The sequence below is a fragment of the Microbacterium gilvum genome, from assembly GCF_039543865.1.
Taxonomy (GTDB): domain Bacteria; phylum Actinomycetota; class Actinomycetes; order Actinomycetales; family Microbacteriaceae; genus Microbacterium; species Microbacterium gilvum.
In genome coordinates, this window is record NZ_BAABKO010000001.1 from 312,489 (window position 1) to 337,920 (window position 25,432).

Sequence of the window (25,432 nt, forward strand, 5' to 3'; positions counted from 1 at the left end):
GACGGATGCATGCTGATCCGACCGTGGGCGAGCTGAGCGAGGGCGACATCCTGCGGCGGATCCTCTCCCGCACGGGGCGCGCCGCGGCGGCCATCCTCGGTCCGGGAGACGATGCCGCGGTCGTCGCGGCTCCCTCCGGCGCGGTCGTCGCGACGACGGACACCCTCGTGCACGGACCCGACTTCCGTCTCGCGTGGACGAGCGGGCACGACCTCGGCTGGAAGGCGGCGGCCGTGAACCTCGCCGATGTGGCGGCGATGGGCGCGCGTCCGACGGCGCTCCTCGTCGCCCTCGCCATGCCGGAGGGCACCCGCATCTCGTTCGTCGAGGCGCTCGCTGACGGGCTCCGCGAGGCGTGCGACGCCCTCGCGCCGGGCTGCGCCGTCGTCGGCGGCGATCTCACGGTGAGCGACGTCCTCACGGTCGCCGTGACCGCGCTCGGCGACCTCGAGGGCCGCGCCCCCGTCACGCGCTCGGGCGCGAGACCGGGCGACGTCGTCGCGGTGGCCGGCGAGCTCGGGCATGCCGACGCGGGTCTCGCCGTCTTGTTCGGCAGGTTCCGGGATGCGGACGGGACGCCTCTGCCGGTCGACGACGCGGTGCTGCGCCCCGGCGATCTCGCGGCGCTCGCGGCCCAGCTGCGGCCCGCGCCTCCCGTGGGCCTCGGCCCGTTCGCCGCGCTCGCCGGCGCGACCGCCATGATGGACGTCTCCGACGGGCTCGCCCTCGACGCGGGCCGGATGGCCGACGCCTCGCGGGCGTCGATCGACTTCGCGTCGGCCGCGCTCGGCGAGGACCCCGCGCGGGCGCTGGCGGGCGGCGAGGATCACGCCCTGCTCGCCACCTTCCCGGATGCCGAGCTGCCGACCGGCTTCCGCGCGGTGGGGCGCGTCATCGAGCGAGGCCCCGCGGCCGTGCTCGTGGACGGAGCGCCGTACGAGGGCAGGGCGGGCTGGGACCCCTACCGCGACTGGGACGCCGCGGCGGGCTGAGAGCTCTCAGCCCGCCGGCTCTCCCCACCACAGCGTCGTGTCGCCGTAGGCGCGGTCGCGCCATGCGGCGAGCCCCGCCGCCGCCCAGTCGGGAGCGCCGGAGCGCGTCGCCCGCTCCACGACGACGAGGCCGTCTGCCGCGAGGAGCGGCGCGAGCAGGGAGAGGTCCTCCGACAGCTCGGCGTCGGGGAGGTCGTAGGGAGGATCGAGCAGCGCGATGTCGATGCCGGGAGCCGCAGAACGGAGGTACGCGCGCACCGCGACGGGATGCACGCGCACGCGCGGGGCATCCGCCCCCATCGCGCGGCGCACCGTGTCGGCATTGCGCCTCGCGATCGCGGCGGCGGGCTTCGAGCGCTCGACGAGGTCGACCGCCGCCGCTCCCCGGCTCGCGCACTCAAGGCCCAGTGCGCCCGACCCCGCGTAGAGGTCGACGACGTCGGCCCCCGGCAGGAGACCCGTGTCCTCGAGGGAAGCGAAGAGCGACTCGCGCACGCGCTCGCTCGTGGGGCGCGTGCCGGAGCGGGGCACGTCGAGGCGCGCGCCGCCAGCCCGTCCCGCGATGATCCTCGTCACCCCGCCACGATACCGGCCGCATGTCGGAGCCTCCTCCTAGACTCGTCCCCATGCCGTACACGCTCGACTCCGCGCTCTCCGAGGCCGTGGGGGCGACGCACGCCGCGGCGCTCTCGCGCGCGTTCGGGATGGCGACGGTGGGCGACCTCCTCGCGCACTATCCGCGGCGCTACATGAGCCGCGGCGATCTCACGCCGATCGCAGGCCTCCCGCTCGGCGAGGCCGTGACGATCGTCGCCGAGGTGCTCCGCGTGCAGTCGCGCCCCATGCGCAGTCGCGGCGGGCGGCTGCTCGAGGTGATCATCGGCGACGGCTTCGGGGAGATGTCGCTGACCTTCTTCAACCAGGACTGGCGCCAGGGAGAGCTGCGCCGCGGCCGACGCGGCGTGTTCTCGGGCAAGGTGGGGGAGTACCGCGGCGGCCTCCAGTTCTCGCATCCGTCGTACGAGCTGTTCGAGGACGACGACGACACCGCCGATCGTGCGATCGAGTTCGCGAGCCGGCTCATCCCCGTCTACCCCGCGACCGCCACCGTCACGAGCATGCAGGTCGAGAAGCTCGTCGCCGCCTGCCTCGACGCCCTCGGCGAGGTGCCGGAGCCGCTGCCCGCAGACCTGCGCGACCGCGAGAAGCTCATGGGGGCGCGCGACGCGCTGGAGGGCGTGCACCGCCCGGCCAACGAGGCGCACGCGTACGCCGCGCGCAAGGTGCTCCGCTGGCACGAAGCCCTCGTCCTCCAGACCGCGCTCGCGCAGCAGCGGCAGTTCGTGCGCCATATGGCCGCGGCACGGCGGGAGGCGGGCCCCGGCGGCCTGCTCGAGCGGTTCGACGCGGCGCTGCCGTTCCCGCTCACCCCCGACCAGGAGACGACCGGCGCGCACATCGCCGCCGACCTCGTCGCGGGATGGCCGATGAACCGGCTCGTGCAGGGCGAGGTGGGCTCCGGCAAGACGCTCGTGGCGCTGCGCGCCATGCTGCAGGTCGCGGAGTCGGGAGGGCAGGCCGCGCTCATCGCGCCCACCGAGGTGCTCGCGGCGCAGCACCTCCGCTCCATCGCCCGCATGCTCGGGCCCCGGCTCGCGCCCGAGCTCATGCCCACGCTGCTCACGGGCCAGATGCCCGCGGCGGCGCGGCGTCGCGCGGCCCTCCACGTCGCGTCGGGCCAGGCGCGCATCGTCGTCGGCACGCATGCGCTGCTGAGCGAGAACACGACCTTCGCCGACCTCGGCCTCGTCGTCGTCGACGAACAGCACCGGTTCGGCGTGGAGCAGCGCGAGACGCTGCGCGCGAAGGGCACGAGCCCGCACGCCCTCGTGCTGACGGCCACGCCCATCCCTCGGACCGTCGCGATGACGGTGTTCGGCGATCTCGACGTGTCGACCATCCGCACGATGCCCGCCGGCCGTGCCGGGATCGAGACGTACGTGGCGCCGGTCGCGGAGCGGCCGCGGTGGTTCGAGCGGGTCTGGGAGCGTGCGGCGGAGGAGGTCGGCAAGGGTCACCAGGTCTTCGTCGTGTGCCCGGCGATCGACGTCTCCGCGAAGGGCAGGGCCGCCGTGGAGGACGACGCGCCGGAGGCCGAGGACGGCGACTCGCGCGGGCCCCGATGGGGCGTCGCGCAGGTCGCCGAGCTGCTCGGCGGCCATCCGTCGCTCGGGCGGATGCGACTCGCGACGCTGCACGGGCGCATGCCAGGCGAGGAGAAGGACCGCGTCATGCAGGAGTTCGCGGCCGGGCGGCTCGACGTGCTCATCGCCACGACCGTCATCGAGGTCGGCGTCGACGTCCCCAACGCCTCGACGATGGTCATCCTGGACGCCGACCGCTTCGGCGTGTCGCAGCTGCATCAGCTCCGCGGCCGCGTGGGCCGCGGGGGCGTGCCCGGTCTCTGCCTGCTCGTCACGGAGGCGACGGAGGGCAGCGACGCGCGTGCCCGCGTCGACGCCGTCGCGGCGACGCTCGACGGGTTCGCGCTCGCGGAGGCCGACCTGGAGCTGCGCGGCGAGGGCGACGTGCTGGGCGACGCCCAGTCGGGCGTGCGCTCCTCGCTGCGCCTGCTGCGGGTCATCAAGGATGCGACGCTTATCGCGCAGGCTCGGACCGAGGCCGACCGCGTGCTCGACGAGGACCCGCTGCTCGACGGTCACCCCGGGCTCGCCGAGGCGCTGGCGCGGCGGGTCACGCAGGTCGAGCGCGCCGCCCTGGCCAAGAGCTGACGCTCGCTAGGCTGGCCGCATGAGCAACCGGATCGCCGTCGTCCCGGGTTCCTTCGACCCGCCCACCCTCGGCCACCTGGACGTCATCCGCCGCGCCGCGTCGCTGTACGACGAGCTGCACGTGCTCGTGGTGCACAACCCCGACAAGGAGGGGATGCTGCCGATCGCCCTGCGCCTGCAGCTCCTCGAGCAGTCGGTCGCGGAGGCGGGCATCGGCGGCCGGGTGATCGTCGGCTCGTGGAGCGTCGGCCTGCTCGTCGACTACGCGCAGGAGGTCGGAGCCGGCGTCCTCGTCAAGGGCATCCGCTCGCAGGGCGACGTCGCCTACGAGACGCCCATGGCCGTCGTGAACAACCACCTCGCCGGCGTCGAGACGGTCTTCCTCCTCGCGGATCCCGCGCATTCCGTGGTGTCGAGCTCGCTCGTGCGGCAGGTGGCCGGGCTCGGGGGAGACGTGTCGCCGTACGTCCCGGCACCCGTGGCGCGCTACCTCGAGAGCGCGACGTCCCGGGAGTTCTGACGCGCGGCGCCGAGCGGCCCGCGCGGCGGGTCGCGACGGTAGGGTGGGTCCTTGTGAGAACGCGTCATAACGGGCCCTTCGTGCTGCCCGTCCGCGACATCGTCCGCAAGCCCGGGGAGATGCGGGAGCACTCGCTCGTCATCCCGGCGCCCGACCAGTGGGGCGAGGGGATCGTGTCCATCCCGAAGGGGAAGGAGCTCGACCTCGAGGTCCGGCTCGAGTCCGTGCACGAGGGCATCCTCGTCACGGGCGACGTCGAGACGGAGTACGAGGGCGAGTGCGGGCGCTGCCTGCGAGAGATCGTCCAGCCTGTCGAAGTCGAGTTCCAGGAGCTTTTCGAGTACCCTGGAGGGGAAACCACTGACTTCGAGGTTCAAGACGACCACGTGGATCTTGAAACTCTGGTCAGGGATGCGGTCGTTTTGTCGCTTCCGTTTCAGCCGGTGTGCCAGCCGGATTGCCCCGGTCTTGATCCGGCCACGGGCGAGCGTCTGGCCCCGGGCACTGGTTCTCCGCAGCAGGAGCCCCTCGATCCGCGATGGGCTGCGCTCCGGGAACTCACCGACCAGGATGGATCGGCGGACACCGCCGCCCCGAACACAGAAGAGAGCTAGTCATGGCAGGTAACCCCCCGAAGCGGAAGGTCTCCCGCTCCAACACCCGCTCGCGCCGCGCGCAGTGGAAGGCGGAGGCGCCCGCCCTCGTCAAGACGGTGGAGAACGGCAAGGTCGTCTACAGCCGTCCGCACCAGGCCAAGGTCGTCACCGACTCGCAGGGCACCGAGCTGTTCCTCGAGTACAAGGGCCGCAAGGTCGCCGACGTCTGATCGTCGGAAACGTACTTCCGTGGCGCACCAGCGGCCACTGACCGAGAAGCTCGGCGTCGAGATCGACGCCGAGCTTCTTGGTTTGGCCCTCACCCATCGCTCCTACGCCTACGAGCACGGCGGCATCCCGCACAACGAGCGGCTCGAGTTCCTCGGCGACTCCGTGCTGGGGCTCGCCGTGACGACCATGCTCTACGCGCGTCATCCCGACCTCGACGAGGGGGCGCTCGCGAAGCGCCGTGCCAGCGTCGTGTCGACCGTCGCCCTGGCCGAGGTGGCGCGCGGCATCGGCCTCGGCGCGCACATCCGGCTCGGGCGCGGCGAGGAGCAGACCGGGGGCCGCGACAAGGACTCCATCCTCGCGGATGCGACGGAGGCCGTGTTCGGCGCGGCCTACCTCTCCGCGGGTCCCGAGGAGGCCGCGGCTCTCGTGCTGCGTCTCATCGAGCCCCTGCTCGCCGACCCCGAGCGCTACGGCGCGGCCGTCGACCCGAAGACGAGCCTGCAGGAGCTGTCCGCGCGGCTCGGCAGGGGCGCGCCCTCCTACACCGTGACGGCGTCGGGTCCCGACCACGACAAGCGCTTCACCGCCACCGTGGTCGTCGGCGACCACACCTCGACGGGCGAGGGCACCAGCAAGAAGCAGGCGGAGATGGCGGCGGCGCTGACGGCGTGGCACGCGTTGTCCGACCGCGGCGTCGATGCCTGAGCTGCCCGAGGTCGAGGTCGTCCGCTCGGGCCTCGAGCCCGCCGTCGCCGGCGCGGCCGTGGTCGCCGTCGAGGTGCTCGATCCGCGCGCCCTCACCCGGCATCCGGGAACGGCGGCCGACTTCGAGGGAAGGCTCGCGGGGCGTGCGATCACCGCCGCGGTGCGCCGCGGGAAGTTCCTGTGGCTGCCGCTCGACGACGGTGCGGACGAGGCGATCGTCGGGCACCTGGGGATGAGCGGGCAGCTGCTGCTTCGCTCCGTCGACGCGCCCCGTGAGCGTCACGAGCGCATCCGGATGGTCGTCGACCATCCCTCGCACGGCGAGCTCGCTGTCGTGTTCGCCGACCAGCGCACCTTCGGCTCGCTCGCCGTCGACGCCCTCGTCCCGACGGGCGACGGAGCGGCGGGCGGACGGGGGAGCGCGGCGCCTCTCGTCGCGTCCCAGGCTGCGCACATCGCCCGCGACCCGCTCGATCCGGCATTCCGACCCGACGCCTTCGTCCGGGCGCTCGCGCGCAGCCGGTCTGCCGTCAAGCGCGTGCTGCTCGACCAGACGGTCGTGAGCGGCATCGGCAACATCTACGCCGACGAGGCGCTGTGGGCGGCGCGCGTCCATCCGGAGACGTCGGCGTCCGCTGTGTCGACGCGCACGGCGAACCGGCTGCTCGCCGAGGTGCGCGCCGTGCTGCAGAAGGCCCTCGCCGAAGGGGGCACGAGCTTCGACGCCCAGTACGTGAACGTCAACGGCCAGGCGGGCTACTTCGCGCACTCGCTCCACGCGTACGGACGCCAGGGGCAGTCGTGTGACCGGTGCGGCCGGCCGCTCGTGCGCGAGGCGTTCGCCAACCGGGGCAGTCACTACTGCCCTCGCTGCCAGCGACGTCAGTGACGTGCTTCATCCGGTCGCGAGTTAAGCGAATCCGCTTAATTTCGGCACGGATTCAGTGATATGCTTCATCGCATGACGGTGGCAGTGATCGCGGACATCATCTCCTCGCGCGAGGCGGCGTCACGCGACGAGGTGCAGCACGCCATCGAGGCGGCCGTGATCGAGGTCGACCGCACCTACCCGTGGGCGCTGCAGGCCTGGTACCCGACCGTGGGCGACGAGTTCCAGGCCGTCTTCCGCACCGTCGACGACGCTCTCCTCTCGACCCTCTACTTCCAGCTCGCGCTGCCGAAGGGCGTCGCATGCCGTTTCGGGATCGGGCTCGGCGGCATCGCCCGCGTCGAGTCGCGGCTGTCGGAGGGCATCCAGGACGGACCCGGCTGGTGGGCCGCCCGAGCCGCCGTCGAGCGCGCACGCGAGCTCGAGCGCACCCGCGCCCCGTTCGCGCGCTCGTGGTTCGTCGTCGACGAGGACTCCGCTCCGCACGAGATCGCCCAGGAGGGCCCCGTCAACGCCTACCTGATGGCGCGCGACCAGCTCGTGTCCGACTTCACCCCCCGCGTGCGCCGCTCGCTCTTCCTCCGCTGGTGCGGCTATCCGCAGAAGACGATCGCCGAGATGGAGGGGGTCTCGCCGTCCGCGGTCTCGCAGGCGCTCAACCGGCCAGCGTCGATGGCCCTGAGGATCGGCGCCGAGGCGCTCGAACTCGGCGTGCGCGCCCGTCGCGTCTTCCCCGACGCCCGCTAGGTCCGACGCCGGTCAGACCCGGCGCGCGTCGGGATCGCCCGCCGAGCCGGCGGAGCGCGCGCGGCGGGCGAGGGCCAGGGCATCGCGCGCCACCCGCGCCGACGAGTCGGCGTCGCGCAGCCACAGCGGCACCGCAGCGGTCGCGATGCCGAGGGCCTCGACGCGCGCGACGGATGCGGCGTCCTCGAGACCGACCATCCACGCGTCGAGCAGCCCGCCCGATGCGCGGGCGCCGTAGTGCTGTGCGACGGCGGCGGCATCCGTCTCGACCCCGATGGCGGCCAGACACGCATCCGCCATCCCGCGCACGACGGCCCCGCCGATGACGCCCGAGACGCCGACGACGGGCGCGGGGGATGCCGCGACCGCCTCGCGCATGCCGGGCACGGCGAGGACGGGGCCCACCGACACGACCGGGTTCGAGGGCGCGACGAGCACGACGTCGGCTCGCGCGACCGCCTCGAGCGCGCCAGCGGACGGACGCGCCAGGTCGATGCCCTCCTGCTCGAAGGCACGGGCCGGCAGAGCGGCGCGATGGCGCACCCACCACTCCTGGAAGTGCATGCGCCGGCCGTCGTCGACGATGACGTGGGTGTCGATCTCGTCGTCGGTCGCGGGGTGGAGGGTGACGCCGAGATGCCATCGCGCCCCCAGCCGTGCGTACACATCCGACACGGTCGCGCCCGCGCGGAGCCACGCCGTCCGGGCGATGTGGGTGCCGAGGTCGAGGTCCCCGAGCGTGAACCAGCCGGGCGCGACCCCCCACTCCGCGAGCTCGGCGGAGACGCGTTCGGACTCGCCGGACCGCCCCCAGCCGCGCTCTCGGTCGTTGACCCCGGCGAGCGCGTACAGCAGGCTGTCGTGGTCCGGCGCGATCCGCAGGCCCGACACCCACCAGTCGTCGGCCGTGTTGACGACCACGTCGATGCGGGCGTCGGGCTCCTCGCGGCGCACGTGCTCCCGCAGTCCCGAGACGAAGCGGGCGCAGCCGACGCCGCCCCCGATGACCGTGTAGCGCATCCGTCCACGGTACCGGCGGCGGCGGGGCGTCACTCCAGGGTCTTCTCCCACGCTGCCGCGTACGCGGCGGGGCGGAATCCGACGGCCTCGTTGACATCGAGCATGTAGCGGTTCTCCTCGGCGTTGAAGGTCGACACGCACGGCGACCCGGGCGCCACCTCGCGCCACCGCTGCAGCCCCACGCACTTCACGATCGCACCGAGCCGGCGTCCTCTGTGCTCCGGCATGACGAGCGTGCCCCACTGGGAGGTGGGCCGGGTGCGGTCGACGCCGACCTGCAGCTCGTTGAACGCCGCGACCTCGCCCGTCGGCTCGTGAACGACGAGCGTCACGCCGAGCAGCTGGCCCGCTTCCGAGAGCCGGCGGTCGCGCACGGCGAGGCGCTCGGCGTCCCACGTCGACTCCTCGATCGACAGCTCGCCCGCGGGCACGTCGGTGGCCATCCGCGCGATCGCCCGCGCGTAGCCGTCTGCGTGCTCGGCCGGGGTGGCGCCCGCCCACCACACGACGCGGTAGTCGGAACCCGCACGCTCCAGCGCGTCGGCGAGGAGGGCGTCGACCGCGTCGAACGAGCCGTGCAGATCGAACACGCTGTTGCGCTCCACCTGACCCAGCGCGTAGCCCGCCCGCTGCATGCGCCGTGCGGACGGATCGGCCGCAGGGATGGCGCCGGCTCCCGTCGGCGGGACGAGGACGTCCTCGCCGACGGCGGTCGGGCGGTGGATGGTCCATCCCTGGAGGACGGAGCGCCCCCGGTCGCGGGCGACCGCCTCCACGGCCGCGAGGAGTGCGTCTCCCACGCCGGAGTCCTCCTCGTCCGCATCGACGGCGACCTCGACCTCCGCAGAGCGCGTCGTCGTGGTGTCCTCCGACAGCGAGGCGGCGCCCACCACGACATCGCCACGACGGGCGAGGAGCCCGTCGTGGGTGCGGTAGCGCCGTTCCTGCCAGCGGCTCAGCAGTTCGGCGGGATCGTCGTCGTGGAGGTCGGTGCCCGAATCCCGACGCCACGACGCGTTGGCGATGCGGGCGAGCGCGAGGAAGCCGGCGGCGTCGTCGGCGTCGAGCGATGCGGGGACGACGAGGGGGTCGATCGTCCAGTCCATGGGGATGCCTCTCTGTGCGGGGTGCCCCGCGGAGCGGTCGGCTCCGCGGGGCGGGGTGGGTCGGCGGGAGCTCATCGGATGAACGGGGTGCCGTGCAGCAGGTGCGCGCGGGCGACGGCGACCTCGTGCTCGCGACGGGCCGCCTCGGCGATGCGCAGCCGCTCGTGGTGTGCGCGTGCCCGCTCCTGCGCGTCGGCGGGACGGGTGCCCCACAGCAGCAGTCGCAGGCCGATGCGCATGGCGAGGCGATCGGCCGCGCTCGTCCGCGGGGTGCGCTCGGGGATGGCCGAGAGCTCCGTGGCGAGGCGGGAGACCGCCTGCGGTTGGGGCGGGTGGGGACGGGACAGGTGAATCGTGTTCACGGTGCTTCCTTCGTGAGGGAGAGGTGTTCCGTTGCGGAACGGGAGACGACCCCGGGTGGCCGGGTGGCGCTGCCGGGGACGGCGGGGGCGCGGCCGGGGCGACCGGCCGAGCGGTGCGTCGAGCCGCGGCTCAGGCGCGAGAACAGGACGCGGTCCCGTCAGGACGGACCCGTCCCGAGACGGAGGGAGGGGTCCGGCGCGGCTGCGCTACGACTGACGTCGTGCGGTGCCGAGCGCGATCGAGCTCCCGAGACGGAGCCCTGCCCCATGAGCGGGGACGGAGGCCGTGCGGGCGATGAACGCGTCTGGCGTGTTCGTCGTGGTATCCATGTCGGCCTCCTCCTCTCGGACCTCATGCGGGCGGTGCGCCCGGGGTGATCGTGTGCGGTCAGCCACATTACGCATGCTTCACAGCGCACGTCAAGCGGATTCCCAGTCTGCTCCGCGCCGAGCCGCCTCCGATGACGGGTCGTGCGGGTGCCTTCCGGTACCGTGAGACGCGGAATCACGCGGATCGACGGCAGGACGGAGGGCGGCGCCGGTGCACCTGAAGAGCCTCACGCTCAAGGGCTTCAAGTCCTTCGCGCAGCCGACGACGTTCGCGCTGGAACCGGGTGTCACCGCGATCGTCGGCCCCAACGGCTCGGGCAAGTCGAACGTCGTGGACGGACTCGCGTGGGTGATGGGCGAGCAGGGCGCGAAGACGCTCCGCGGCGGGAAGATGGAGGACGTCATCTTCGCCGGCACGGCGACGCGGGGGCCGCTCGGGCGTGCGGAGGTGCAGCTCACGATCGACAACGCCGACGGCGCGCTCCCGATCGAGTACACCGAGGTGACGATCAGCCGCACGCTGTTCCGCAGCGGCCAGAGCGAGTACGCGATCAACGGCGAGTCGTGCCGGCTGCTCGACGTGCAGGAACTGCTGAGCGATTCGGGCCTGGGGCGCGAGATGCACGTCATCGTCGGCCAGGGGCGTCTGGACAGCGTGCTGCAGGCCACCCCGGAGGAGCGCCGCGGCTTCATCGAGGAGGCGGCGGGCATCCTCAAGCACCGTCGGCGCAAGGAGAAGACGGTCCGCAAGCTCGACGCGATGGAGCAGAACCTCCAGCGGCTGAGCGATCTCGCCGGCGAGATCCGGCGTCAGCTGAAGCCGCTGGGGCGTCAGGCCGAGATCGCCCGCGAGGCGCAGACGATCGCGGCGCTCGTGCGCGACGCGAAGGCGCGCCTGTACGCCGACGACGTGGTGCAGCTGCGCGACACGCTCGCGGCGCACGCGCGCGACGAGCACGAGCGCCACGCCGAGCGGATGGTCCTGCAGGAGCAGTCGGACCGGGTGAAGGCGCGCATCTCCGCGCTCGAGCGCGAGCAGAACGCGGAGGCCGTGGACGAGGCGCGTCGCGTGCTCTTCGGCCTCGAGCAGGTCCAGGAGCGGCTGCGCGGACTGTTCACGCTCGCCAACCAGCGTCTGTCGCTCCTGGGTGCCGACGACGACGAGGCGGCGAATCGCGTCACCGTCACGCAGGCGGCCGTCGACGACGCGCGCGCCGAGGCCGTCGCGATCTCCGACGGCATCGGCGGCGCGCAGGACGCCGCCCAGCAGGCCTCGCGTCGCGTCGCGGCCGCGCGCGCCGACCTGGACGCGCTCGACGTCGAGATCGCCGAGCAGAGCGCGCTCGTCTCCGCGCACGACATGCGCCTCACGACGTTGCGCGCCGCGGTGGACGCGGCGCAGCAGACGCTCGCCGCGGTGCGCGGCGGCGTCCTCCGCCAGCAGAACGCCCTCGACGCCGCAGAGGCCCGCCGCATCGAGGCCGCGGACGCCTTCGCCCAGCTCGAGGACATCGCCGCGACGGAGGGCGAGGCGGCGGACCTGCAGGCGGCGTACGAGAACGCGCAGCGGGAGGCGGCGGAGGCCGAGACGGCACTCGAGTCGCTGCGCGAGGCGCACCGCGTCGCCGAGCGCGAGGCGGACGGCCTCGCGGCGAAGGCCGCGGCGCTCGGAAGCGCGCTCGACGTGCGCGGAGGCGCGGCGGAGATCATCGCGCGCGGAGGCGACGGCGTACGGGGACTCGTGGGCGACAGCGTGCAGGTGCGCGGGGGCTTCGAGGCCGCCATCGCCGCCGTCCTCGGCACACGGGCGGAGGGCGTGCTCGTCGACGACACGGCCGCGGCGCACCGCGTCGCGGCCGAGGCGGAGGAGGCGGGCGTCGTCGACATCGTCATCGCCGACGCGCCGGTGGCCGCGCGTCCTCCCGTGCCGCCCGTGGCCGTCTCCGCCCTCGACGTCGTCACAGGCCCCGACGGCGTCCGCGGCGTGCTCGCCCGGGTCGTGATCGTCGACGACCTCTCCGCTGCGCGCGCCGTCTTCGCCGCGGAGCCGGAGCTCGACCTCGTCGCCGTGACGCGCACGGGGGAGGTGGCGACGGCGCACACGCTGCGGGCGGGGACGGGCGGCGAGCGCTCCCGCCTCGAGCTGCAGGCCGAGCGCGACGCCGCGGTCGAGCGCCTCGTGGAGGTGCGCGCCTCCGTCGACTCGCGCGCAGCCGAACGGGCCGAGGCGGACGAGCGGCTGCGGACGGCGCGCCGCGTCTCGAAGGAGCGGCTCCACGAGCTCCGCACCCACGATGCGCAGCTCGCCCAGCACGCCGAGCATGTGAACCGGGTCACCGTGCGTCACGAGGCCGCGGTCGCGGAGTGCGATCGCCTGCGTGCCGGCCTGGTGCAGGCGGCGTCGGCTGTGGCCGACGCCGAGGCCGACGCGCGCACGGCCGCCGAGGCGTTCGAGGTGGCGGCGTCGCAGCCGCGACCCGTGCTCGACGCCTCGGCACGGGAAGGGCTGCTCGCCGCGGTGGAGAGCGCGCGGGAGGGGGAGATGGCCGCCCGCCTCGAGGTGGAGACGCTGCGCGAGCGCGTGCGCGCCGCGACGGCGCGCGCCGACGAGCTGGAGCGGCAGCGCGAGCGCGAGCGCGAATCGGCGGAGCGCGCCGCCCGCAGGGCCGTCGTGCGGCGGGCGCAGCGCGAGATCGCGCAGGGGGTCGCCGACGAGGTGCCTGCCGTGCTCGACGCGACGGCGCGGTCGGTCGCGGAGGCGCGCATCGCGCTGGCGGAGGCAGAGAGCGCACGATCGGCCGTCACCGAGGAGCTGCGGGCGCTGCGCGCCGACGAGGCGCGCCTGCGCGACCGGCTCACCGGGCTCACCGAGAGCGTGCACGGCCTCGAGCTGCAGATCCACGAGAAGAAGCTGCATCTGACGAGCCTCCTCGAGCGCGTCGCGAGCGAGCTCGGTCTCGGCGAGGAGATCCTGGTGGCCGAGTACGGCCCGACCCAGCCGGCGCCCCGCGATCCCGGCGCGGCGCCGGACGATGACGAGCCGTCGACCATCCCCTACGATCGCCGCATGCAGGAGCGGCGCCTGCGCGAGGCGGAGCGGAAGCTCGCCCAGCTGGGACGCGTGAACCCCCTCGCGCTGGAGGAGTTCGCCGCGCTCGAGCAGCGCCACCGCTTCCTCACCGAGCAGCTCGACGACCTCGTCCAGACGCGCAAGGACCTGCTGACGATCATCGCCGATCTCGACGAGCGCATGCAGACGATCTTCGCGGCGGCGTTCGAGGACACCCGGGCCGCCTTCCACGAGGTGTTCCCGATCCTCTTCCCCGGCGGGAAGGGCGACATCGCGCTCACCGACCCCGACGACATGCTGACGACGGGGATCGAGGTCACGGTGCGCCCCGTCGGCAAGAAGATCGAGCGGCTCTCGCTGCTCTCGGGAGGCGAGCGCTCGCTCGCGGCGGTCGCGCTGCTCACCGCGATCTTCAAGGCGCGTCCGAGCCCGTTCTACATCCTCGACGAGGTCGAGGCTGCGCTCGACGACGCCAACCTCGGGCGCCTTCTGGGCGTTTTCGAGCAGCTGCGCGCGTCGAGCCAGCTCCTCGTCATCACCCACCAGAAGCGCACCATGGAGATCGCCGACGCCCTGTACGGCGTCTCGATGCGCCAGGACGGGGTGTCGGCCGTCGTCGGGCAGCGGGTCGGCGACAGGGCGGCATCGTGACCGCCGTCGACTCCTTCGCCCGTCTCGCGCCGGAGCTTCGTCGCCGCCCCGACGTCGAGGCCCCGGATCTCGTCGCCGCGGATGCCAGCGACCGGCTCATCCTCGCCGAGGCGGGGGAGCCGGGCTCGGACGTCGTCATCATCGGCGACCGCTACGGTGCGCTCGCGCTGCCGCTGCTCGACGCGCATCCGGCGACGCGCGTCCGGCTGCACCAGGACGCGCTCACGGGCGAGCGCGCCCTCTCCGAGAACGCCCGCGAGACGGGCGTCGACCTCTCGCGGCTGCAGCGGCACGGCCTCGACTCCGGCCTCCTCGTCGGCGCGCGCCTCGTCCTGCTCCAGCTGCCGCGGGCGCTCGACGCGCTCGACGAGATCGCCGAGCTCGTCGCCGCGCACGCGGCCGACGACGTCCGCGTCGTCGCGGGCGGCCGCGTGAAGCACATGACGCTCGGGATGAACGACGTGCTGGCGCGTCACTTCTCCGACGTCTCCGCGAGCCGTGCCGCGGGAAAGTCGCGCGTGCTGAGGGCGGCGGGTCCGCGCCGCGGCGGCGCCGCGCGCTGGCCGAGACGCGTGCGGCACGACGACCTCGGACTCACCGTGTGCGCCCACGGCGCCGCGTTCGCCGGGGCGTCGATCGACATCGGCACGCGGTTCCACCTCGGCTTCCTCGGCCAGCTGCCCGCCGCGGAGCGCGCGATCGACCTCGGGTGCGGGACGGGCGTGCTCGCGACGTCGTTCGCGCTCGCGCACCCGCAGGCGCGCGTCGTCGCCACCGACCAGTCCGCCGCAGCCGTCGCGTCCGCGTCGGCCACCGTCCGCGCCAACGGCGTCGCCGACCGGGTGTCGGTGGTGCGCGACGACGGCCTCGGGTCCTGCGAGGACGCGTCCGCCGACCTCGTCCTGCTCAACCCGCCCTTCCACTCCGGCGCGGCCGTCACCGACCGCATCGCCCCGCGTCTGTTCGCGGACGCCGCGCGCGTGCTGCGCCGGGGCGGCGAGCTGTGGTGCGTGTGGAACTCGCACCTGGTCTATCGCGGCGCCCTCGAGCGGATCGTGGGGCCGACCCGGCAGATCGGGCGGAACAGCAGGTTCACGGTGACCGCGTCGACGCGCCGCTGATCCGTCGCGCGCCCCCGCGCGAACTAGGCTGGGGGCATGGCGGAGAAGTGGTCACTGGGGCGCGCGCTGCGCGGGATGTTCGTCAAGCCCACGATCGACGAGGGCACCTGGGACGACCTCGAGACGGCCCTCCTCACGGCCGACTTCGGCCCCGACATCACCGAGCGCATCGTCGACGAGCTGCGCGACAAGGTGGACCGCTATCGGACGACCGATCCGCGCGACCTCCAGCGCATGCTGAAGGAGACGCTGGAAGAGCACTTCGCCCGCTTCGACACGACGCTGAAGCTCACAGAGCGCCCCGCCGTCGTCCTCGTCGTGGGCGTCAACGGCGTCGGGAAGACGACGACGATCGGGAAGTTCGCGCACTTCCTGCGGCGATACGAGCGCAGCGTGATCGTGGGGGCCGCCGACACGTTCCGCGCCGCGGCAGTCGACCAGCTCGCGACGTGGGCGGAGCGCGGCGGCGCCCGTATCGTGCGCCCGGAGCGCGAGGGGCAGGACCCGGCATCGGTCGCCTTCCAGACGATCGACGAGGCGAAGCGCACGGGGACCGAGATCGTGCTCGTCGACACGGCCGGCCGCCTCCACACGAAGGGCGGCCTCATGGACGAGCTGACGAAGATCCGCCGCGTGATCGAGAAGCAGGCTCCCATCAGCGAGGTGCTGCTCGTGCTCGACGCCACGACGGGGCAGAACGGGGTCATGCAGGCCCAGGCGTTCCTCGAGCACGCGGGCGTGACGGGGCTCGTCCTCACCAAGCTCGACGGCTCGGCGAAGGGCGGCTTCGTGCTCGCCGTGCAGGAGCGCACCGGAATCCCCGTCAAGCTGCTCGGACAGGGCGAGGGGATCGGAGACCTCACGGGCTTCACCCCGCATGTCTTCGCCGCGTCGCTTGTCGACTGACCTCGCGAATGGAAGAGTGGCCCCATGGCGATCGAACACGACTTCTTCGGCCTGCTGGAGTCCGGCCCTGACGGCTCGATCTTCTGGTCCGAGAACGTTGAGCTCGGCGATCAGACGGTGTCGGTCGACCTGACGGCGCCCGATCAGGAAGACGTGTCGCAGGACGCGCTCGACGCCGCCGCGGCGATCGTGTCATCGCTCGAGGAGATCGACCGCCGCAGCCGCGTCGCCATGCTCGGCGAGGTCGACAACAGGGCGAGCGAGGTCACCGAGTACATCCTCATGCAGCAGGAGGCCCTGGGGGACGGGCTCGAGGAGTTCCTCGTGGACGTCTCCGGCGATGCGGCGGTCGACATCATCCGCTCGCTCAACCTCATGAGCATGACGATCCTCGCCGACGAGCACGGCGGCGGCGACCCGTTCGCGGTGCTCGAGTACGCGCTCGACCCCGATGCGACCGACGACGTCCTGCTCGTGAACCTCACGAGCGACGGCGCCGTGCACTCCGTCACGAGCGCCGAGTAGCGCTCATCGCCGCGATCAGCTCGCGCGTGAAGGGATGGGACGGTGCGGCGTAGACCGCCTCCGTCGGGCCCTCCTCGACGATCCTCCCCGCCTGCATGACGGCGACCCGGTCGGCCATCGTGCGCACGACGGCCAGGTCGTGCGAGATGAACACGACGCCGAGCCCCTCGTCGCGCTGCAGTCCGCGCAGGAGGTCGAGCACGCCCGCCTGGGTCGTGACGTCGAGCGCCGAGACGGGCTCGTCGCACACGAGCACGTCGGGGCGGCCCGCGAGAGCGCGGGCGATCGCGACGCGCTGGCGCTGTCCGCCCGACAGGGATGCCGGGCGCCGCGCGAGCACGTCGAGGGAGAGCCCCACGCGTGCGAGGAGCGCCTCGGGGCCCGGTGCGCCGTCGCGGTGCGACAGACGCAGGATGCGGGCCACGTCGTGCCGCGGATCGAACGAGCCGAGCGGATCCTGCGGCACGAGCCGCACGCGCGGAACGGGGGAGCCGTGCCGTACGGAGCCGGCGTCCGGCCGTTCCGCGCCGAGGAGGAGGCGCGCGAGCGTCGACTTGCCCGATCCCGACTCGCCCACGATGCCGACCGTCTTGCCGGCCCGGACGTCGAGGTCGACGCCGTCGACGGCCGTCGCGGTGCCCGCGCCGGAGGAGTAGCGCCGCACGAGCGCCCTCGCCTCGAGGAGCGTGCGTCCCTGTTCGGCCGGCGGCCCCGGGCGCGGGCCGGACGGACGCGCCGCGAGGAGGGCGGCGGTCGTCGGATGGTGCGGCGCGGCGAGGAGGGCGGCGGTCGTCGCGGTCTCCACGACGCGCCCCGCGTCGAGCACCGCGACACGGTCGGCGATGCGCGCCACCGCGCCGAGGTCGTGGGTGACGAGCAGGATGGCCGCGCCATCGTCGCGCAGCCGCCCGAGCAGGTCGAGGACGCGGACGGCCGTGGTGGCGTCGAGGGCCGTGGTCGGCTCGTCCGCGACGAGGACGGGTGCGCCCGCGACGATCGCCGAGGCGATGAGCGCGCGCTGGCGCATCCCGCCCGAGAGCTCCCCCGAACGCTGCCGCAGGCGCGCCTCGGCGTCCGTCAGCCCCGCCTGCTCGAGTGCCGAGATCACGCGGCGCCGCCGTTCGGGGCGCGGCACGCGACGGACGGCGAGCGTCTCTCCCACCTCCGCCTCGAGCGTGCGGAGCGGGTCGAGCGACTGCAGCGCGTCCTGGAGCACGAGTGCGACGTCGACGCCGCGCCGTGCGCGCCATCCTCGGCGACCGGCCCGTCGCATGTCGACGCCGTCGAGCGAGAGCGCGTCGGCGGACACACGCGCCAGCGGGTCGTCCTGTGCGAGGCCCAGGAGCGTGCGGGCGAGGACGGACTTGCCGGCGCCCGATCCGCCGACGACCGCGAGCACCTCGCCGGCGGCCAGGGACAGGTCTACGCCGTGCAGCACCTCGCCTGTGCGCGGCAGGGAGACGCGGAGCCCCGCGACCTCGAGGCGGCTCATCGGACGGCACCGATGCGACGGCCGAGCACGGTGAGCACGACGGCGGTCCCGACGATCGCGAGGCCGGGGAAGACCGTGAGCCACCACGCGTAGGAGATGTAGACGCGCCCGGCGTCGAGCATGGCGCCCCACTCCGGCGACGGCGGTGGCGTGCCGAGCCCGAGGAAGCTGAGCGCCGACACCCAGACGATCGCCTGGCCGATGCCGAGCGTCGCCGTGGCGACGAGCGGCCACAGCGTGTTGGGCGCGATGTGGCGGGCGAACAGCGCCGCGCCGCCCACGCCCTCCGACCGCGCGTAGGCGACGTAATCGCTGCGGGCCACGGAGCGCACGCGGCTGCGGAGGATCCGCGCGTAGCCGGGAGCGGTCGCGAGGCCGATGGCGAGCACCGAGCTCTCCGTCCCGGGACCGAGGACCGCGACGAGGAGCAGGGCGAGGACGAGCGTCGGCAGGGCGAAGAGGACCTCGATGACGCGCCCGAGAGCCGCCTCGAGCCAGCGCGGGCCGAGACCCGCCGTGAAGCCGATGACGAGGCCGAGCCCGATCCCCACGGCCGTCGCCGCCAGGCCGATGCCGGCGGAGGCGGCCGCGCCGTGCACGATGCGCGTGAGCACGTCGCGCCCCGACTCGTCGGTGCCGAGCGGGTGCGCCGCCGACGGCGAGGTGAACGCGGAGGCGGGGTCGATCGCGAGCGGGTCGCCCGGCGCCAGCAGCCAGGGCGACGTGACCGCCGCGCCGAGCACGGCGAGTGCCGCCGCGGCGGCCGCGCCGGGCCATCCCAGCCGGCCGAGCGCGCTCACGAGCCGACCGCCACGTCGGGCGCGCGGACGGCGCGGGGGCGCGCACCGCGCAGTCGCGGGTCGACGAGGAGCTCCGCGGCGTCGGCGATCACGATCACGGCGACATAGAGGAGGGCGACGACCGACACGGCGCCCACGACGACCGGCACGTCGCGGGCGAGTGCGGCCTCCTGCAGCAGGCGTCCGAGTCCCTGGCGTGCGAAGAGCACCTCGACGACGACCGCGCCGCTGAGGAGATTGCCGAAGGCCCAGCCCGACAGCGCCAGCGCCGGAAGGCTCGCATGCCGCAGGGTGTGCCGCAGGAGCACGCGGATGTCGGACGCGCCGCGCGAGCGCGCCGACGTCGCGAACGGAGACTCCTCCGCCTCGTGCAGAGCGTCGCGCGACACCTGCGCCAGGAAGCCCGCGATCGGCACGGCGAGCGTCACGACCGGGAGGACGAGCGATGCGGGGCCGCTGCCCGTGCTCGTGGCGGGGAGCACCCCGAGCGTCGTGGCGAACACGAGGATGAGCACGGCCCCGAGCCAGAACTGCGGCACGACGGTCGCGGTGACCTCGACGGCCCGCAGCACGGCGTCGACGGCACGGCCCGCGATGCCGCGCGATGTCGTCGCGACGACCGCGCCGACGACCGCGAGCGCCCACGCGAGGGCGAGGGCGAGCAGGGCGAGCAGCAGCGTCGACGGCAGCTGCCGGCCGATCAGCTCGGCGACGGGCTGGTGCCGTGCGTACGAGTCGCCCAGCTGCAGCGTCGCGACGCGCCACAGCTGCAGCGCGTACTGCACGACGAGCGGCTGGTCCAGTCCGTACGCGCGCTCCGCCGCTGCGACGGCGTCGGGACCCGCCTGGGAGCCCGGCCCGCCGAGGATCGCCTCGAGCGGGTCGCCCGTCGCCCGCAGTGCGAAGAACACGACCGTGGCCGTGATGCCCACGACGAGGATCGCCCGTCCGACCCGCTCCGCGATCCAGCGCAGCGCCGCCATCCGGTCTCAGTCCGTCAGACGGGCGTCGACGAACGACGGGGTGGCGACGGTGCCGAGCGTCTCGACACCGGTCGCGCCGCCCACGAGGAAGTGGTTCTGCTGGTCGTAGAGCGGCAGGATGGCGAAGCTCTCCAGCACGATGCGCTGCGCCTCGGTGTACTGCGCTGCGCGGTCGGCCGGGTCGAGGGCGGAGGCTGCCGCGTCGAGCGCGGCGTCGAGCTCCGGCACCTGCAGCATGGCGTGGTTGGCGAAGTATCCCGACGGCGCAGGCACCGTGCCGGACGAGTGGTAGAGGATGCGCAGGACATCGGGGCCGACGATCGTGTACGGAGCGCTGACGGCCTCGTACTCGTGCGCGCCGAGCGCTCCGTACCACGTCGAGAGGTCCACGGGCGACAGCACGACGTCGAAGCCGACCGCGGCCGTGTTCGCCTGGATCTGCTGGAAGAGCGACTGCTCGGCCGCCGTCGACTGGTTCGTGGAGACGGGGAAGCGCACCGTGAGGCGCGCGCCGTCCTTCATCCGAACGCCGTCGTCGTCGCGCTCGGTCCAGCCCGCCTCGTCGAGGAGCGCATCGGCGGCGTCAGGATCGGTGGCGAACAGGGACTCGTCCGAGTAGGCGAGCGGCTCGACGCTCGACAGCGGGGAGAACGAGCGCTCCGCCGTCCCGAGGAAGAGCGTGTCGATGCCCGGGGTCGGGTCGGCGGCGCGGATGAACGCCTCGCGGACGCGCACATCGTCGAACGGCGCCTGCGCCGTGTTGAGCTCGATGCGGTTGGAGGAGGCGGGGCGCGGGGCGTCGATGTGCGTGAGGCCGAGTCCCTCCGCCGCGACGATGTCCGAGGGGAGCGGGTTGTCGACGACGTCGACCTCGCCCGACGCGAGTGCCGCCTGCCGCGTCGCGGCGTCCGGGATGAACCGCCACTCGATGCCGTCGAGGTACGCGGGCCCGTCGTGGTCGGCGGTCGGGTTCGTCGACACGTAGTCGTCGTTGCGCACGAGCGTCACACGCTGCTGCGGCACCCACTCGTCCACGACGAAGGGCCCCGTGCCGACGGGGGCGAGGCAGTTCTCCTCCTGGCCGCGGGCGAGGCCGGCGGGCGACTCCATGGCCGTCCACGGCTGGCTCAGCGCCTCGAGGAGCGCCGACTTGGGGGCGGACAGGTGCAGCCGCACCGCGTGATCGTCGACGATCTCGACCTCGTCGATCTGCTCGACGGCGAGGTAGCCGGTCGAGGACGCGGTGTTGGGGTCCTGCAGGTGCTCGATGTTGACCACCACGGCCTCCGCGTCGAACGGCGTGCCGTCGGTGAAGACGACGTCGTCGCGCAGGGCGATGTCCCACGTGAGGCCGTCCTCCGACACCTCCCACCCCGACGCGAGCCAGGGCTGGATGGCGCCGTCCGCGTCGCGGCCGAAGAGCGGCTCGAGGTACTGCGAGCTGAGGAGCGCCTGCGGGTAGTTGCCGCCCACGTGGGGGTCCAGGCAGGTCGGCTCCGCATCGCCCGTCGCGTAGACGAGCGTGCCGCCCTCGAGGACGTCGTCGGAAGCCGGGGCCTCCGGGGCGGAGCATGCGGCGAGGAGCAGGAGGGGGGAGAGGGCGGCCGCGGCGGCGGTGAGTCGAGGAGAGGGCATGGCGGCTTTCGGAGAGGAAAGTGGACGGTGTCCAACATTACCGGCGCAGCGACGGGGCGGACGCGCGGGAGGCTATTGTTGGACGCGATCCAAAAAAGATCGCGAAGGAGATCGACGTGACCGACGTCCTGCTCGCGGGCCTCGCGCCCGACTACGTCCCCTACCTCGAGGGGTGGGAGCTGCAGCGGCGGCTCCACGCTGAGGTCGTCGCGGGGGAGCGCGACGACACGCTCGTGCTGCTCGAGCACGAGGCCGTCTACACCGCAGGCAAGCGCACCGAGCCGCACGAGCGGCCCCAGGACGGCACGCCCGTCGTCGACGTCGACCGCGGAGGGAAGATCACGTGGCACGGGCCCGGCCAGCTCGTCGGCTACCCGATCGTGCGCCTGCCAGCGCCCTTCGCCGTCGTCGACCACGTGCGCCGGCTCGAGCGCGTGCTCATCGCGGTGCTCGCCGAGCACGGCGTCGACGGCTACCAGGTGAAGGGGCGCAGCGGCGTCTGGGTCCGCGGCGTGCTCCGAGAGGAGAAGGTCGCGGCGATCGGCGTCCGCGTCGCGCAGGGCGTCGCGATGCACGGCTTCGCGATCAACTGCGACAACACCCTCGACGGGTTCGGCGGCATCATCCCGTGCGGCATCTCCGATGCGGGCGTGACGACCATGAGCTCGCACGCGGGCCGCATCATCCGGCCCTCCGACGTCGTCGACACGGTCGTGTCCGCGTTCCGCGCCGAGTACGCCGGGATCGCCGCGTGAGCGCGGGGCCCGACGGGCGCCGTCTGCTGCGCCTCGAGGTGCGCAACGCCGAGACGCCCATCGAGCGCAAGCCGCCGTGGATCAAGACGACCGCGAAGCTCGGGCCGGAGTACCAGGCGCTGCACGCGCTCGTGAAGTCGGAGGACCTGCACACCGTGTGCCAGGAGGCGGGGTGCCCGAACATCTTCGAATGCTGGGAGGACAAGGAGGCGACGTTCCTCATCGGCGGATCGCAGTGCACCCGCCGCTGCGACTTCTGCCAGATCGACACGGGCAAGCCCGCCGACTACGACACCGACGAGCCCCGTCGCGTCGCGGAGAGCGTGCAGCGGATGGGCCTGCGCTACGCCACCGTGACGAGCGTGGCGCGCGACGACCTCCCCGACACGGGGGCGTGGCTCAACGCCGAGACCGTCCGCCGCATCCACGCGCTCAACCCGAACACCGGCGTCGAGCTGCTCGCCAACGAGCACAACGCCGACCCCTCCTTCCTCGGGGAGATCTTCGACGCGCGGCCCGAGGTGTTCGCGCACAACGTCGAGACCGTGCCGCGCATCTTCAAGCGCATCCGTCCGGCGTTCCGCTACGAGCGGTCGCTCGACGTGCTCACGCAGGCGCACGACGCGGGTCTCATCACGAAGTCGAACCTCATCCTCGGGATGGGCGAGACCTCCGACGAGGTCGTCGAGGCGCTGCACGATCTGCACGACGCCGGCTGCGACATCATCACGATCACGCAGTACCTGCGCCCGACGCCCCGCCATCATCCCGTCGACCGCTGGGTCAAGCCGGAGGAGTTCGTCGCGTTCAAGGGCATCGCGGAGGAGATCGGGTTCCTCGGCGTGCTCGCGGGCCCGCTCGTGCGCTCGTCGTACCGCGCCGGGCGCCTCTGGGCGCAGTCGATGGCGTCGAAGGGCAGGGAGATCCCCGCGCACCTCGCGCACATCGCGGCCTCCGCCGACCTCGGCTTCGCGCAGGCCGTGTGAGCGGCGGCTAGCCTGGCAGGATGGCGGGAGTGCGAGCAGGGCGGCCGAGGGCATCCTCGCGCGATGTGCTCGCGGAGGCGGCCTGCGAGCTGTTCCTCGAGCAGGGCTTCGAGGCCACGTCGATCGCCGACATCGCGCGGAGGGCCGGGGTCAGCCGCTCGAGCTTCTTCAACTACGCGACGTCGAAGGCGGGGCTCCTCTGGGCGCCCTTCGACGAGCGCTCCGCGGTGCTCGCCGACCTGCTGGATGCCCCCGGCCATCCGCTCGACGCGGTGCTCCGGAGCGCTGTGCTGACGTTCGCGGAGGGTCTCCGCCCCGACGCCCTGGCGCTCGCCATCGCGAACGCCGACGCGATGGGGATGGCCGCCGACCTGGAGCGGGAGTCGGCGGTGCGGATGGCGCGGATCGCGTCGACCATCGCGACGGGAGCGCGCAGGGGCGGCCGCGACGGGCTGTCCGCCGACATCGCGGGCGCCGCGTACGCGGGTGCCGTCATGAGCGCGCTGCGGCACTGGGCGCTCGCGGGGCCGGGCACACGCGCCCTCCGGGACGTCCTCGCCGATGCGCTCGACGCGCTGCCGGGCGCCGTCAGCTGACCCGGCGGGCGCCGTGGGTCGGCCGGTCGGCGGCAGCGGGTAAAATCGACGCATCATGGCTACCTTCGGCACGCTCTCGGAGCGCCTCACCGACACCTTCCGCAACCTCCGGACCAAGGGCAAGCTCTCGCCCGCGGACGTCGACGGGACGGTGCGGGAGATCCGCCGCGCGCTGCTCGACGCGGATGTCGCGCTGCCCGTCGTAAAGGAGTTCGCCGCGAAGGTGCGCGAGCGCGCGCTCGGCGACGATGTCAACAAGGCGCTCAACCCCGCGCAGCAGGTCGTCCAGATCGTCAACGAGGAGCTCGTCGGCATCCTCGGCGGCGAGCAGCGTCGCCTGCAGTTCGCGAAGACGGCGCCGACCGTCATCATGCTCGCCGGCCTGCAGGGCTCGGGCAAGACGACGTTCGCCGGGAAGCTCGCCCGCAAGCTGGAGAAGGAGGGCCACACGCCGCTCCTCATCGCCGCCGACCTCCAGCGCCCCAACGCCGTGAACCAGCTCCAGGTGGTCGCGGAGCGCGCAGGCGCGGCGATCTACGCGCCCGAGCCGGGCAACGGCGTCGGCGACCCCGTGCGGGTCTCCCGCGACGGCGTCGAGCACGCGCGCCGGCAGCAGCACGACGTCGTCATCATCGACACCGCCGGCCGACTGGGCGTCGACGCCGACCTCATGAAGCAGGCGTCGGACATCCGCCGGGCGACCCAGCCCGACGAGGTGCTCTTCGTCATCGACGCCATGATCGGCCAGGACGCCGTCAACACCGCGAAGGCGTTCCAGGAGGGCGTCGACTTCACGGGCGTCGTGCTGTCGAAGCTCGACGGCGACGCGCGAGGCGGCGCCGCGCTGTCGGTCGCGTCCGTGACGGGCCGTCCCATCATCTTCGCCTCGACGGGAGAGGGACTCGACGACCTCGAGGACTTCCATCCCGACCGCATGGCGAGCCGCATCCTCGACCTCGGCGACGTCCTGACGCTCATCGAGCAGGCGCAGCAGGCGTTCGACGAGGAGGAGGCGGCGAAGGTCGCCGAGAAGCTCGCCACGGAGCAGTTCACGCTCGAGGACTTCCTCCAGCAGATGCAGCAGCTCAAGAAGATGGGCTCCATGAAGAAGATGCTCGGGATGCTCCCGGGCATGGGGGCCATGAAGCAGCAGCTCGACGACTTCGACGAGCGCGAGATCGATCGCACGGAGGCGATCATCCGCTCGATGACGCCCGCGGAGCGGCAGAACACGAAGGTCCTCAACGGATCGCGTCGCCTGCGCATCGCGAAGGGCTCCGGCATGACGGTGACCGATGTGAACCAGCTCGTGAACCGGTTCGAGCAGGCGGCCAAGATGATGAAGACCGTCGCCCGCGGCGGCACGCCGCAGATCCCGGGGATGGGGGCGATGCCCGGCATGGGCAAGCCGGGCGCCTCGGCGAAGCGCGGCGCGAAGAAGGGCCGGAAGCCGCAGGGATCGCGGTCGGGGAACCCGGCCAAGCGCGCGGCAGAGAACTCCGGGGCTCCCGCAGCGGCGGCGCCCACGGGGTCGGGCTTCGGGCTCGGCGGCTCCCCGGCGCAGCCGAGCGAGGCGGACCTCGCCGAGATCCAGAAGCTCTTCGGCAAGGGCTGAGCCC

At 73.4% G+C, this 25,432-nt stretch carries 25 protein-coding genes; 16 read left to right on the plus strand and 9 right to left on the minus strand.

Annotated features, from left to right (window positions below):
- The first annotated feature begins 5 nt into the window (after positions 1-5).
- Positions 6-992 (plus strand): thiamine-phosphate kinase, encoded by a 987-nt coding sequence (gene thiL, locus ABD998_RS01640; RefSeq protein WP_345435268.1) that lies wholly within the window; start codon positions 6-8, stop codon positions 990-992.
- 6 nt (positions 993-998) lie between these two features.
- Here the strand turns inward: thiL and ABD998_RS01645 are convergent, their stop codons facing one another.
- Entirely contained in the window at positions 999-1,568 is a 570-nt protein-coding gene (locus ABD998_RS01645; RefSeq protein ID WP_345435270.1) for an RsmD family RNA methyltransferase, read from the minus strand.
- Between the two features lie 50 nt (positions 1,569-1,618).
- Here ABD998_RS01645 and ABD998_RS01650 point away from each other — a divergent pair, with 50 nt between their 5' ends.
- The 7 genes from ABD998_RS01650 to ABD998_RS01680 all read left to right on the plus strand — a co-directional run bounded on the left by ABD998_RS01650 (position 1,619) and on the right by ABD998_RS01680 (position 7,475).
- Positions 1,619-3,784, plus strand: a complete 2,166-nt coding sequence (locus ABD998_RS01650; RefSeq protein ID WP_345435272.1) for an ATP-dependent DNA helicase RecG — start codon at positions 1,619-1,621, stop codon at positions 3,782-3,784.
- Positions 3,785-3,803: 19 nt separating this feature from the next.
- The gene (coaD, locus tag ABD998_RS01655) at positions 3,804-4,304 is read left to right on the plus strand and encodes a pantetheine-phosphate adenylyltransferase (RefSeq protein WP_345435274.1); all 501 of its coding nucleotides are present in this window, start codon (positions 3,804-3,806) and stop codon (positions 4,302-4,304) included.
- Between the two features lie 119 nt (positions 4,305-4,423).
- Positions 4,424-4,918: a YceD family protein gene (locus tag ABD998_RS01660; protein ID WP_345436889.1), complete on the plus strand. Its 495-nt coding sequence runs from the start codon at positions 4,424-4,426 to the stop codon at positions 4,916-4,918.
- 2 nt (positions 4,919-4,920) lie between these two features.
- Positions 4,921-5,130: a 50S ribosomal protein L32 gene (rpmF, locus tag ABD998_RS01665; RefSeq protein ID WP_050721097.1), complete on the plus strand. Its 210-nt coding sequence runs from the start codon at positions 4,921-4,923 to the stop codon at positions 5,128-5,130.
- 19 nt (positions 5,131-5,149) lie between these two features.
- Positions 5,150-5,839, plus strand: a complete 690-nt coding sequence (gene rnc / locus ABD998_RS01670; RefSeq protein ID WP_345435276.1) for a ribonuclease III — start codon at positions 5,150-5,152, stop codon at positions 5,837-5,839.
- Positions 5,832-6,728, plus strand: a complete 897-nt coding sequence (gene mutM, locus ABD998_RS01675) for a bifunctional DNA-formamidopyrimidine glycosylase/DNA-(apurinic or apyrimidinic site) lyase (RefSeq protein WP_345435278.1) — start codon at positions 5,832-5,834, stop codon at positions 6,726-6,728. The genes rnc and mutM overlap by 8 nt, the downstream gene beginning before the upstream one ends.
- Positions 6,729-6,800: 72 nt before the next feature.
- A complete protein-coding gene (locus ABD998_RS01680) occupies positions 6,801-7,475 on the plus strand; it encodes a SatD family protein (RefSeq protein ID WP_345435280.1) in 675 nt (224 codons plus the stop codon).
- Between the two features lie 12 nt (positions 7,476-7,487).
- On the opposite strand, the gene cofD is transcribed toward ABD998_RS01680, so the two are convergent.
- The 4 genes from cofD to ABD998_RS01700 all read right to left on the minus strand — a co-directional run bounded on the left by cofD (position 7,488) and on the right by ABD998_RS01700 (position 10,293).
- Positions 7,488-8,495: a 2-phospho-L-lactate transferase gene (cofD, locus tag ABD998_RS01685; RefSeq protein WP_345435282.1), complete on the minus strand. Its 1,008-nt coding sequence runs from the start codon at positions 8,493-8,495 to the stop codon at positions 7,488-7,490.
- 29 nt (positions 8,496-8,524) lie between these two features.
- Positions 8,525-9,601: a GNAT family N-acetyltransferase gene (locus tag ABD998_RS01690; protein ID WP_345435284.1), complete on the minus strand. Its 1,077-nt coding sequence runs from the start codon at positions 9,599-9,601 to the stop codon at positions 8,525-8,527.
- A 71-nt stretch (positions 9,602-9,672) separates the two neighbouring features.
- Entirely contained in the window at positions 9,673-9,963 is a 291-nt protein-coding gene (locus ABD998_RS01695) for a hypothetical protein (protein WP_345435286.1), read from the minus strand.
- 207 nt (positions 9,964-10,170) lie between these two features.
- Complete coding sequence (locus ABD998_RS01700) at positions 10,171-10,293, minus strand: hypothetical protein (RefSeq protein WP_345435288.1); 123 nt, start codon at positions 10,291-10,293, stop codon at positions 10,171-10,173.
- Between the two features lie 211 nt (positions 10,294-10,504).
- Between ABD998_RS01700 and smc the strand changes: the two genes are divergently transcribed.
- Genes smc through ABD998_RS01720 form a run of 4 tightly spaced genes read left to right on the plus strand, consistent with a single transcriptional unit; the run spans position 10,505 to position 16,566 of the window.
- The gene (smc, locus tag ABD998_RS01705) at positions 10,505-14,014 is read left to right on the plus strand and encodes a chromosome segregation protein SMC (RefSeq protein ID WP_345435290.1); all 3,510 of its coding nucleotides are present in this window, start codon (positions 10,505-10,507) and stop codon (positions 14,012-14,014) included.
- Positions 14,011-15,135, plus strand: coding sequence for a class I SAM-dependent methyltransferase (locus ABD998_RS01710; protein WP_345435292.1), 1,125 nt, complete (start codon positions 14,011-14,013; stop codon positions 15,133-15,135). Before smc ends, ABD998_RS01710 begins: the two co-directional genes overlap by 4 nt.
- A gap of 36 nt (positions 15,136-15,171) precedes the next feature.
- Positions 15,172-16,041, plus strand: coding sequence for a signal recognition particle-docking protein FtsY (ftsY, locus tag ABD998_RS01715; RefSeq protein WP_345435294.1), 870 nt, complete (start codon positions 15,172-15,174; stop codon positions 16,039-16,041).
- A gap of 24 nt (positions 16,042-16,065) precedes the next feature.
- The gene (locus tag ABD998_RS01720; RefSeq protein ID WP_345435296.1) at positions 16,066-16,566 is read left to right on the plus strand and encodes a DUF2004 domain-containing protein; all 501 of its coding nucleotides are present in this window, start codon (positions 16,066-16,068) and stop codon (positions 16,564-16,566) included.
- Here ABD998_RS01720 and ABD998_RS01725 read toward each other — a convergent pair.
- The 4 genes from ABD998_RS01725 to ABD998_RS01740 are packed head-to-tail and all read right to left on the minus strand — an operon-like array spanning position 16,550 to position 21,476.
- Entirely contained in the window at positions 16,550-18,058 is a 1,509-nt protein-coding gene (locus tag ABD998_RS01725; protein WP_345435298.1) for an ABC transporter ATP-binding protein, read from the minus strand. The genes ABD998_RS01720 and ABD998_RS01725 overlap by 17 nt on opposite strands.
- Positions 18,055-18,858 (minus strand): ABC transporter permease, encoded by an 804-nt coding sequence (locus ABD998_RS01730; RefSeq protein ID WP_345435300.1) that lies wholly within the window; start codon positions 18,856-18,858, stop codon positions 18,055-18,057. The genes ABD998_RS01725 and ABD998_RS01730 overlap by 4 nt, the downstream gene beginning before the upstream one ends.
- Positions 18,855-19,841, minus strand: a complete 987-nt coding sequence (locus tag ABD998_RS01735; RefSeq protein ID WP_345435303.1) for an ABC transporter permease — start codon at positions 19,839-19,841, stop codon at positions 18,855-18,857. The genes ABD998_RS01730 and ABD998_RS01735 overlap by 4 nt, the downstream gene beginning before the upstream one ends.
- A 6-nt stretch (positions 19,842-19,847) precedes the next feature.
- Complete coding sequence (locus ABD998_RS01740) at positions 19,848-21,476, minus strand: ABC transporter substrate-binding protein (RefSeq protein WP_345435305.1); 1,629 nt, start codon at positions 21,474-21,476, stop codon at positions 19,848-19,850.
- Positions 21,477-21,592: 116 nt separating this feature from the next.
- Between ABD998_RS01740 and lipB the strand changes: the two genes are divergently transcribed.
- The 4 genes from lipB to ffh are packed head-to-tail and all read left to right on the plus strand — an operon-like array spanning position 21,593 to position 25,428.
- On the plus strand, positions 21,593-22,231 hold the full coding sequence (lipB, locus tag ABD998_RS01745; RefSeq protein ID WP_345435307.1) for a lipoyl(octanoyl) transferase LipB: 639 nt from the start codon (positions 21,593-21,595) through the stop codon (positions 22,229-22,231).
- A complete protein-coding gene (gene lipA / locus ABD998_RS01750) occupies positions 22,228-23,217 on the plus strand; it encodes a lipoyl synthase (protein ID WP_345435309.1) in 990 nt (329 codons plus the stop codon). Before lipB ends, lipA begins: the two co-directional genes overlap by 4 nt.
- A gap of 20 nt (positions 23,218-23,237) precedes the next feature.
- Entirely contained in the window at positions 23,238-23,813 is a 576-nt protein-coding gene (locus tag ABD998_RS01755; protein WP_345435311.1) for a TetR/AcrR family transcriptional regulator, read from the plus strand.
- A 55-nt stretch (positions 23,814-23,868) separates the two neighbouring features.
- On the plus strand, positions 23,869-25,428 hold the full coding sequence (ffh, locus tag ABD998_RS01760) for a signal recognition particle protein (RefSeq protein ID WP_345435313.1): 1,560 nt from the start codon (positions 23,869-23,871) through the stop codon (positions 25,426-25,428).
- Positions 25,429-25,432 lie beyond the last annotated feature (4 nt).

Bases quoted from the DNA above. Each gene is read 5' to 3' on its own strand.
- ABD998_RS01700 (WP_345435288.1), bottom strand. From the start codon at position 10,293: ATGGATACCACGACGAACACGCCAGACGCGTTCATCGCCCGCACGGCC.
- ABD998_RS01650 (WP_345435272.1), top strand. From the start codon at position 1,619: ATGCCGTACACGCTCGACTCCGCGCTCTCCGAGGCCGTGGGGGCGACG.
- ABD998_RS01680 (WP_345435280.1), top strand. From the start codon at position 6,801: ATGACGGTGGCAGTGATCGCGGACATCATCTCCTCGCGCGAGGCGGCG.
- cofD (WP_345435282.1), bottom strand. From the start codon at position 8,495: ATGCGCTACACGGTCATCGGGGGCGGCGTCGGCTGCGCCCGCTTCGTC.
- ABD998_RS01740 (WP_345435305.1), bottom strand. From the start codon at position 21,476: ATGCCCTCTCCTCGACTCACCGCCGCCGCGGCCGCCCTCTCCCCCCTC.
- ABD998_RS01720 (WP_345435296.1), top strand. From the start codon at position 16,066: ATGGCGATCGAACACGACTTCTTCGGCCTGCTGGAGTCCGGCCCTGAC.
- ABD998_RS01755 (WP_345435311.1), top strand. From the start codon at position 23,238: ATGGCGGGAGTGCGAGCAGGGCGGCCGAGGGCATCCTCGCGCGATGTG.
- ABD998_RS01690 (WP_345435284.1), bottom strand. From the start codon at position 9,601: ATGGACTGGACGATCGACCCCCTCGTCGTCCCCGCATCGCTCGACGCC.
- mutM (WP_345435278.1), top strand. From the start codon at position 5,832: ATGCCTGAGCTGCCCGAGGTCGAGGTCGTCCGCTCGGGCCTCGAGCCC.
- ABD998_RS01725 (WP_345435298.1), bottom strand. From the start codon at position 18,058: ATGAGCCGCCTCGAGGTCGCGGGGCTCCGCGTCTCCCTGCCGCGCACA.
- ABD998_RS01660 (WP_345436889.1), top strand. From the start codon at position 4,424: ATGCGGGAGCACTCGCTCGTCATCCCGGCGCCCGACCAGTGGGGCGAG.
- ffh (WP_345435313.1), top strand. From the start codon at position 23,869: ATGGCTACCTTCGGCACGCTCTCGGAGCGCCTCACCGACACCTTCCGC.
- rpmF (WP_050721097.1), top strand. From the start codon at position 4,921: ATGGCAGGTAACCCCCCGAAGCGGAAGGTCTCCCGCTCCAACACCCGC.
- ftsY (WP_345435294.1), top strand. From the start codon at position 15,172: ATGGCGGAGAAGTGGTCACTGGGGCGCGCGCTGCGCGGGATGTTCGTC.
- ABD998_RS01735 (WP_345435303.1), bottom strand. From the start codon at position 19,841: ATGGCGGCGCTGCGCTGGATCGCGGAGCGGGTCGGACGGGCGATCCTC.
- thiL (WP_345435268.1), top strand. From the start codon at position 6: ATGCATGCTGATCCGACCGTGGGCGAGCTGAGCGAGGGCGACATCCTG.
- coaD (WP_345435274.1), top strand. From the start codon at position 3,804: ATGAGCAACCGGATCGCCGTCGTCCCGGGTTCCTTCGACCCGCCCACC.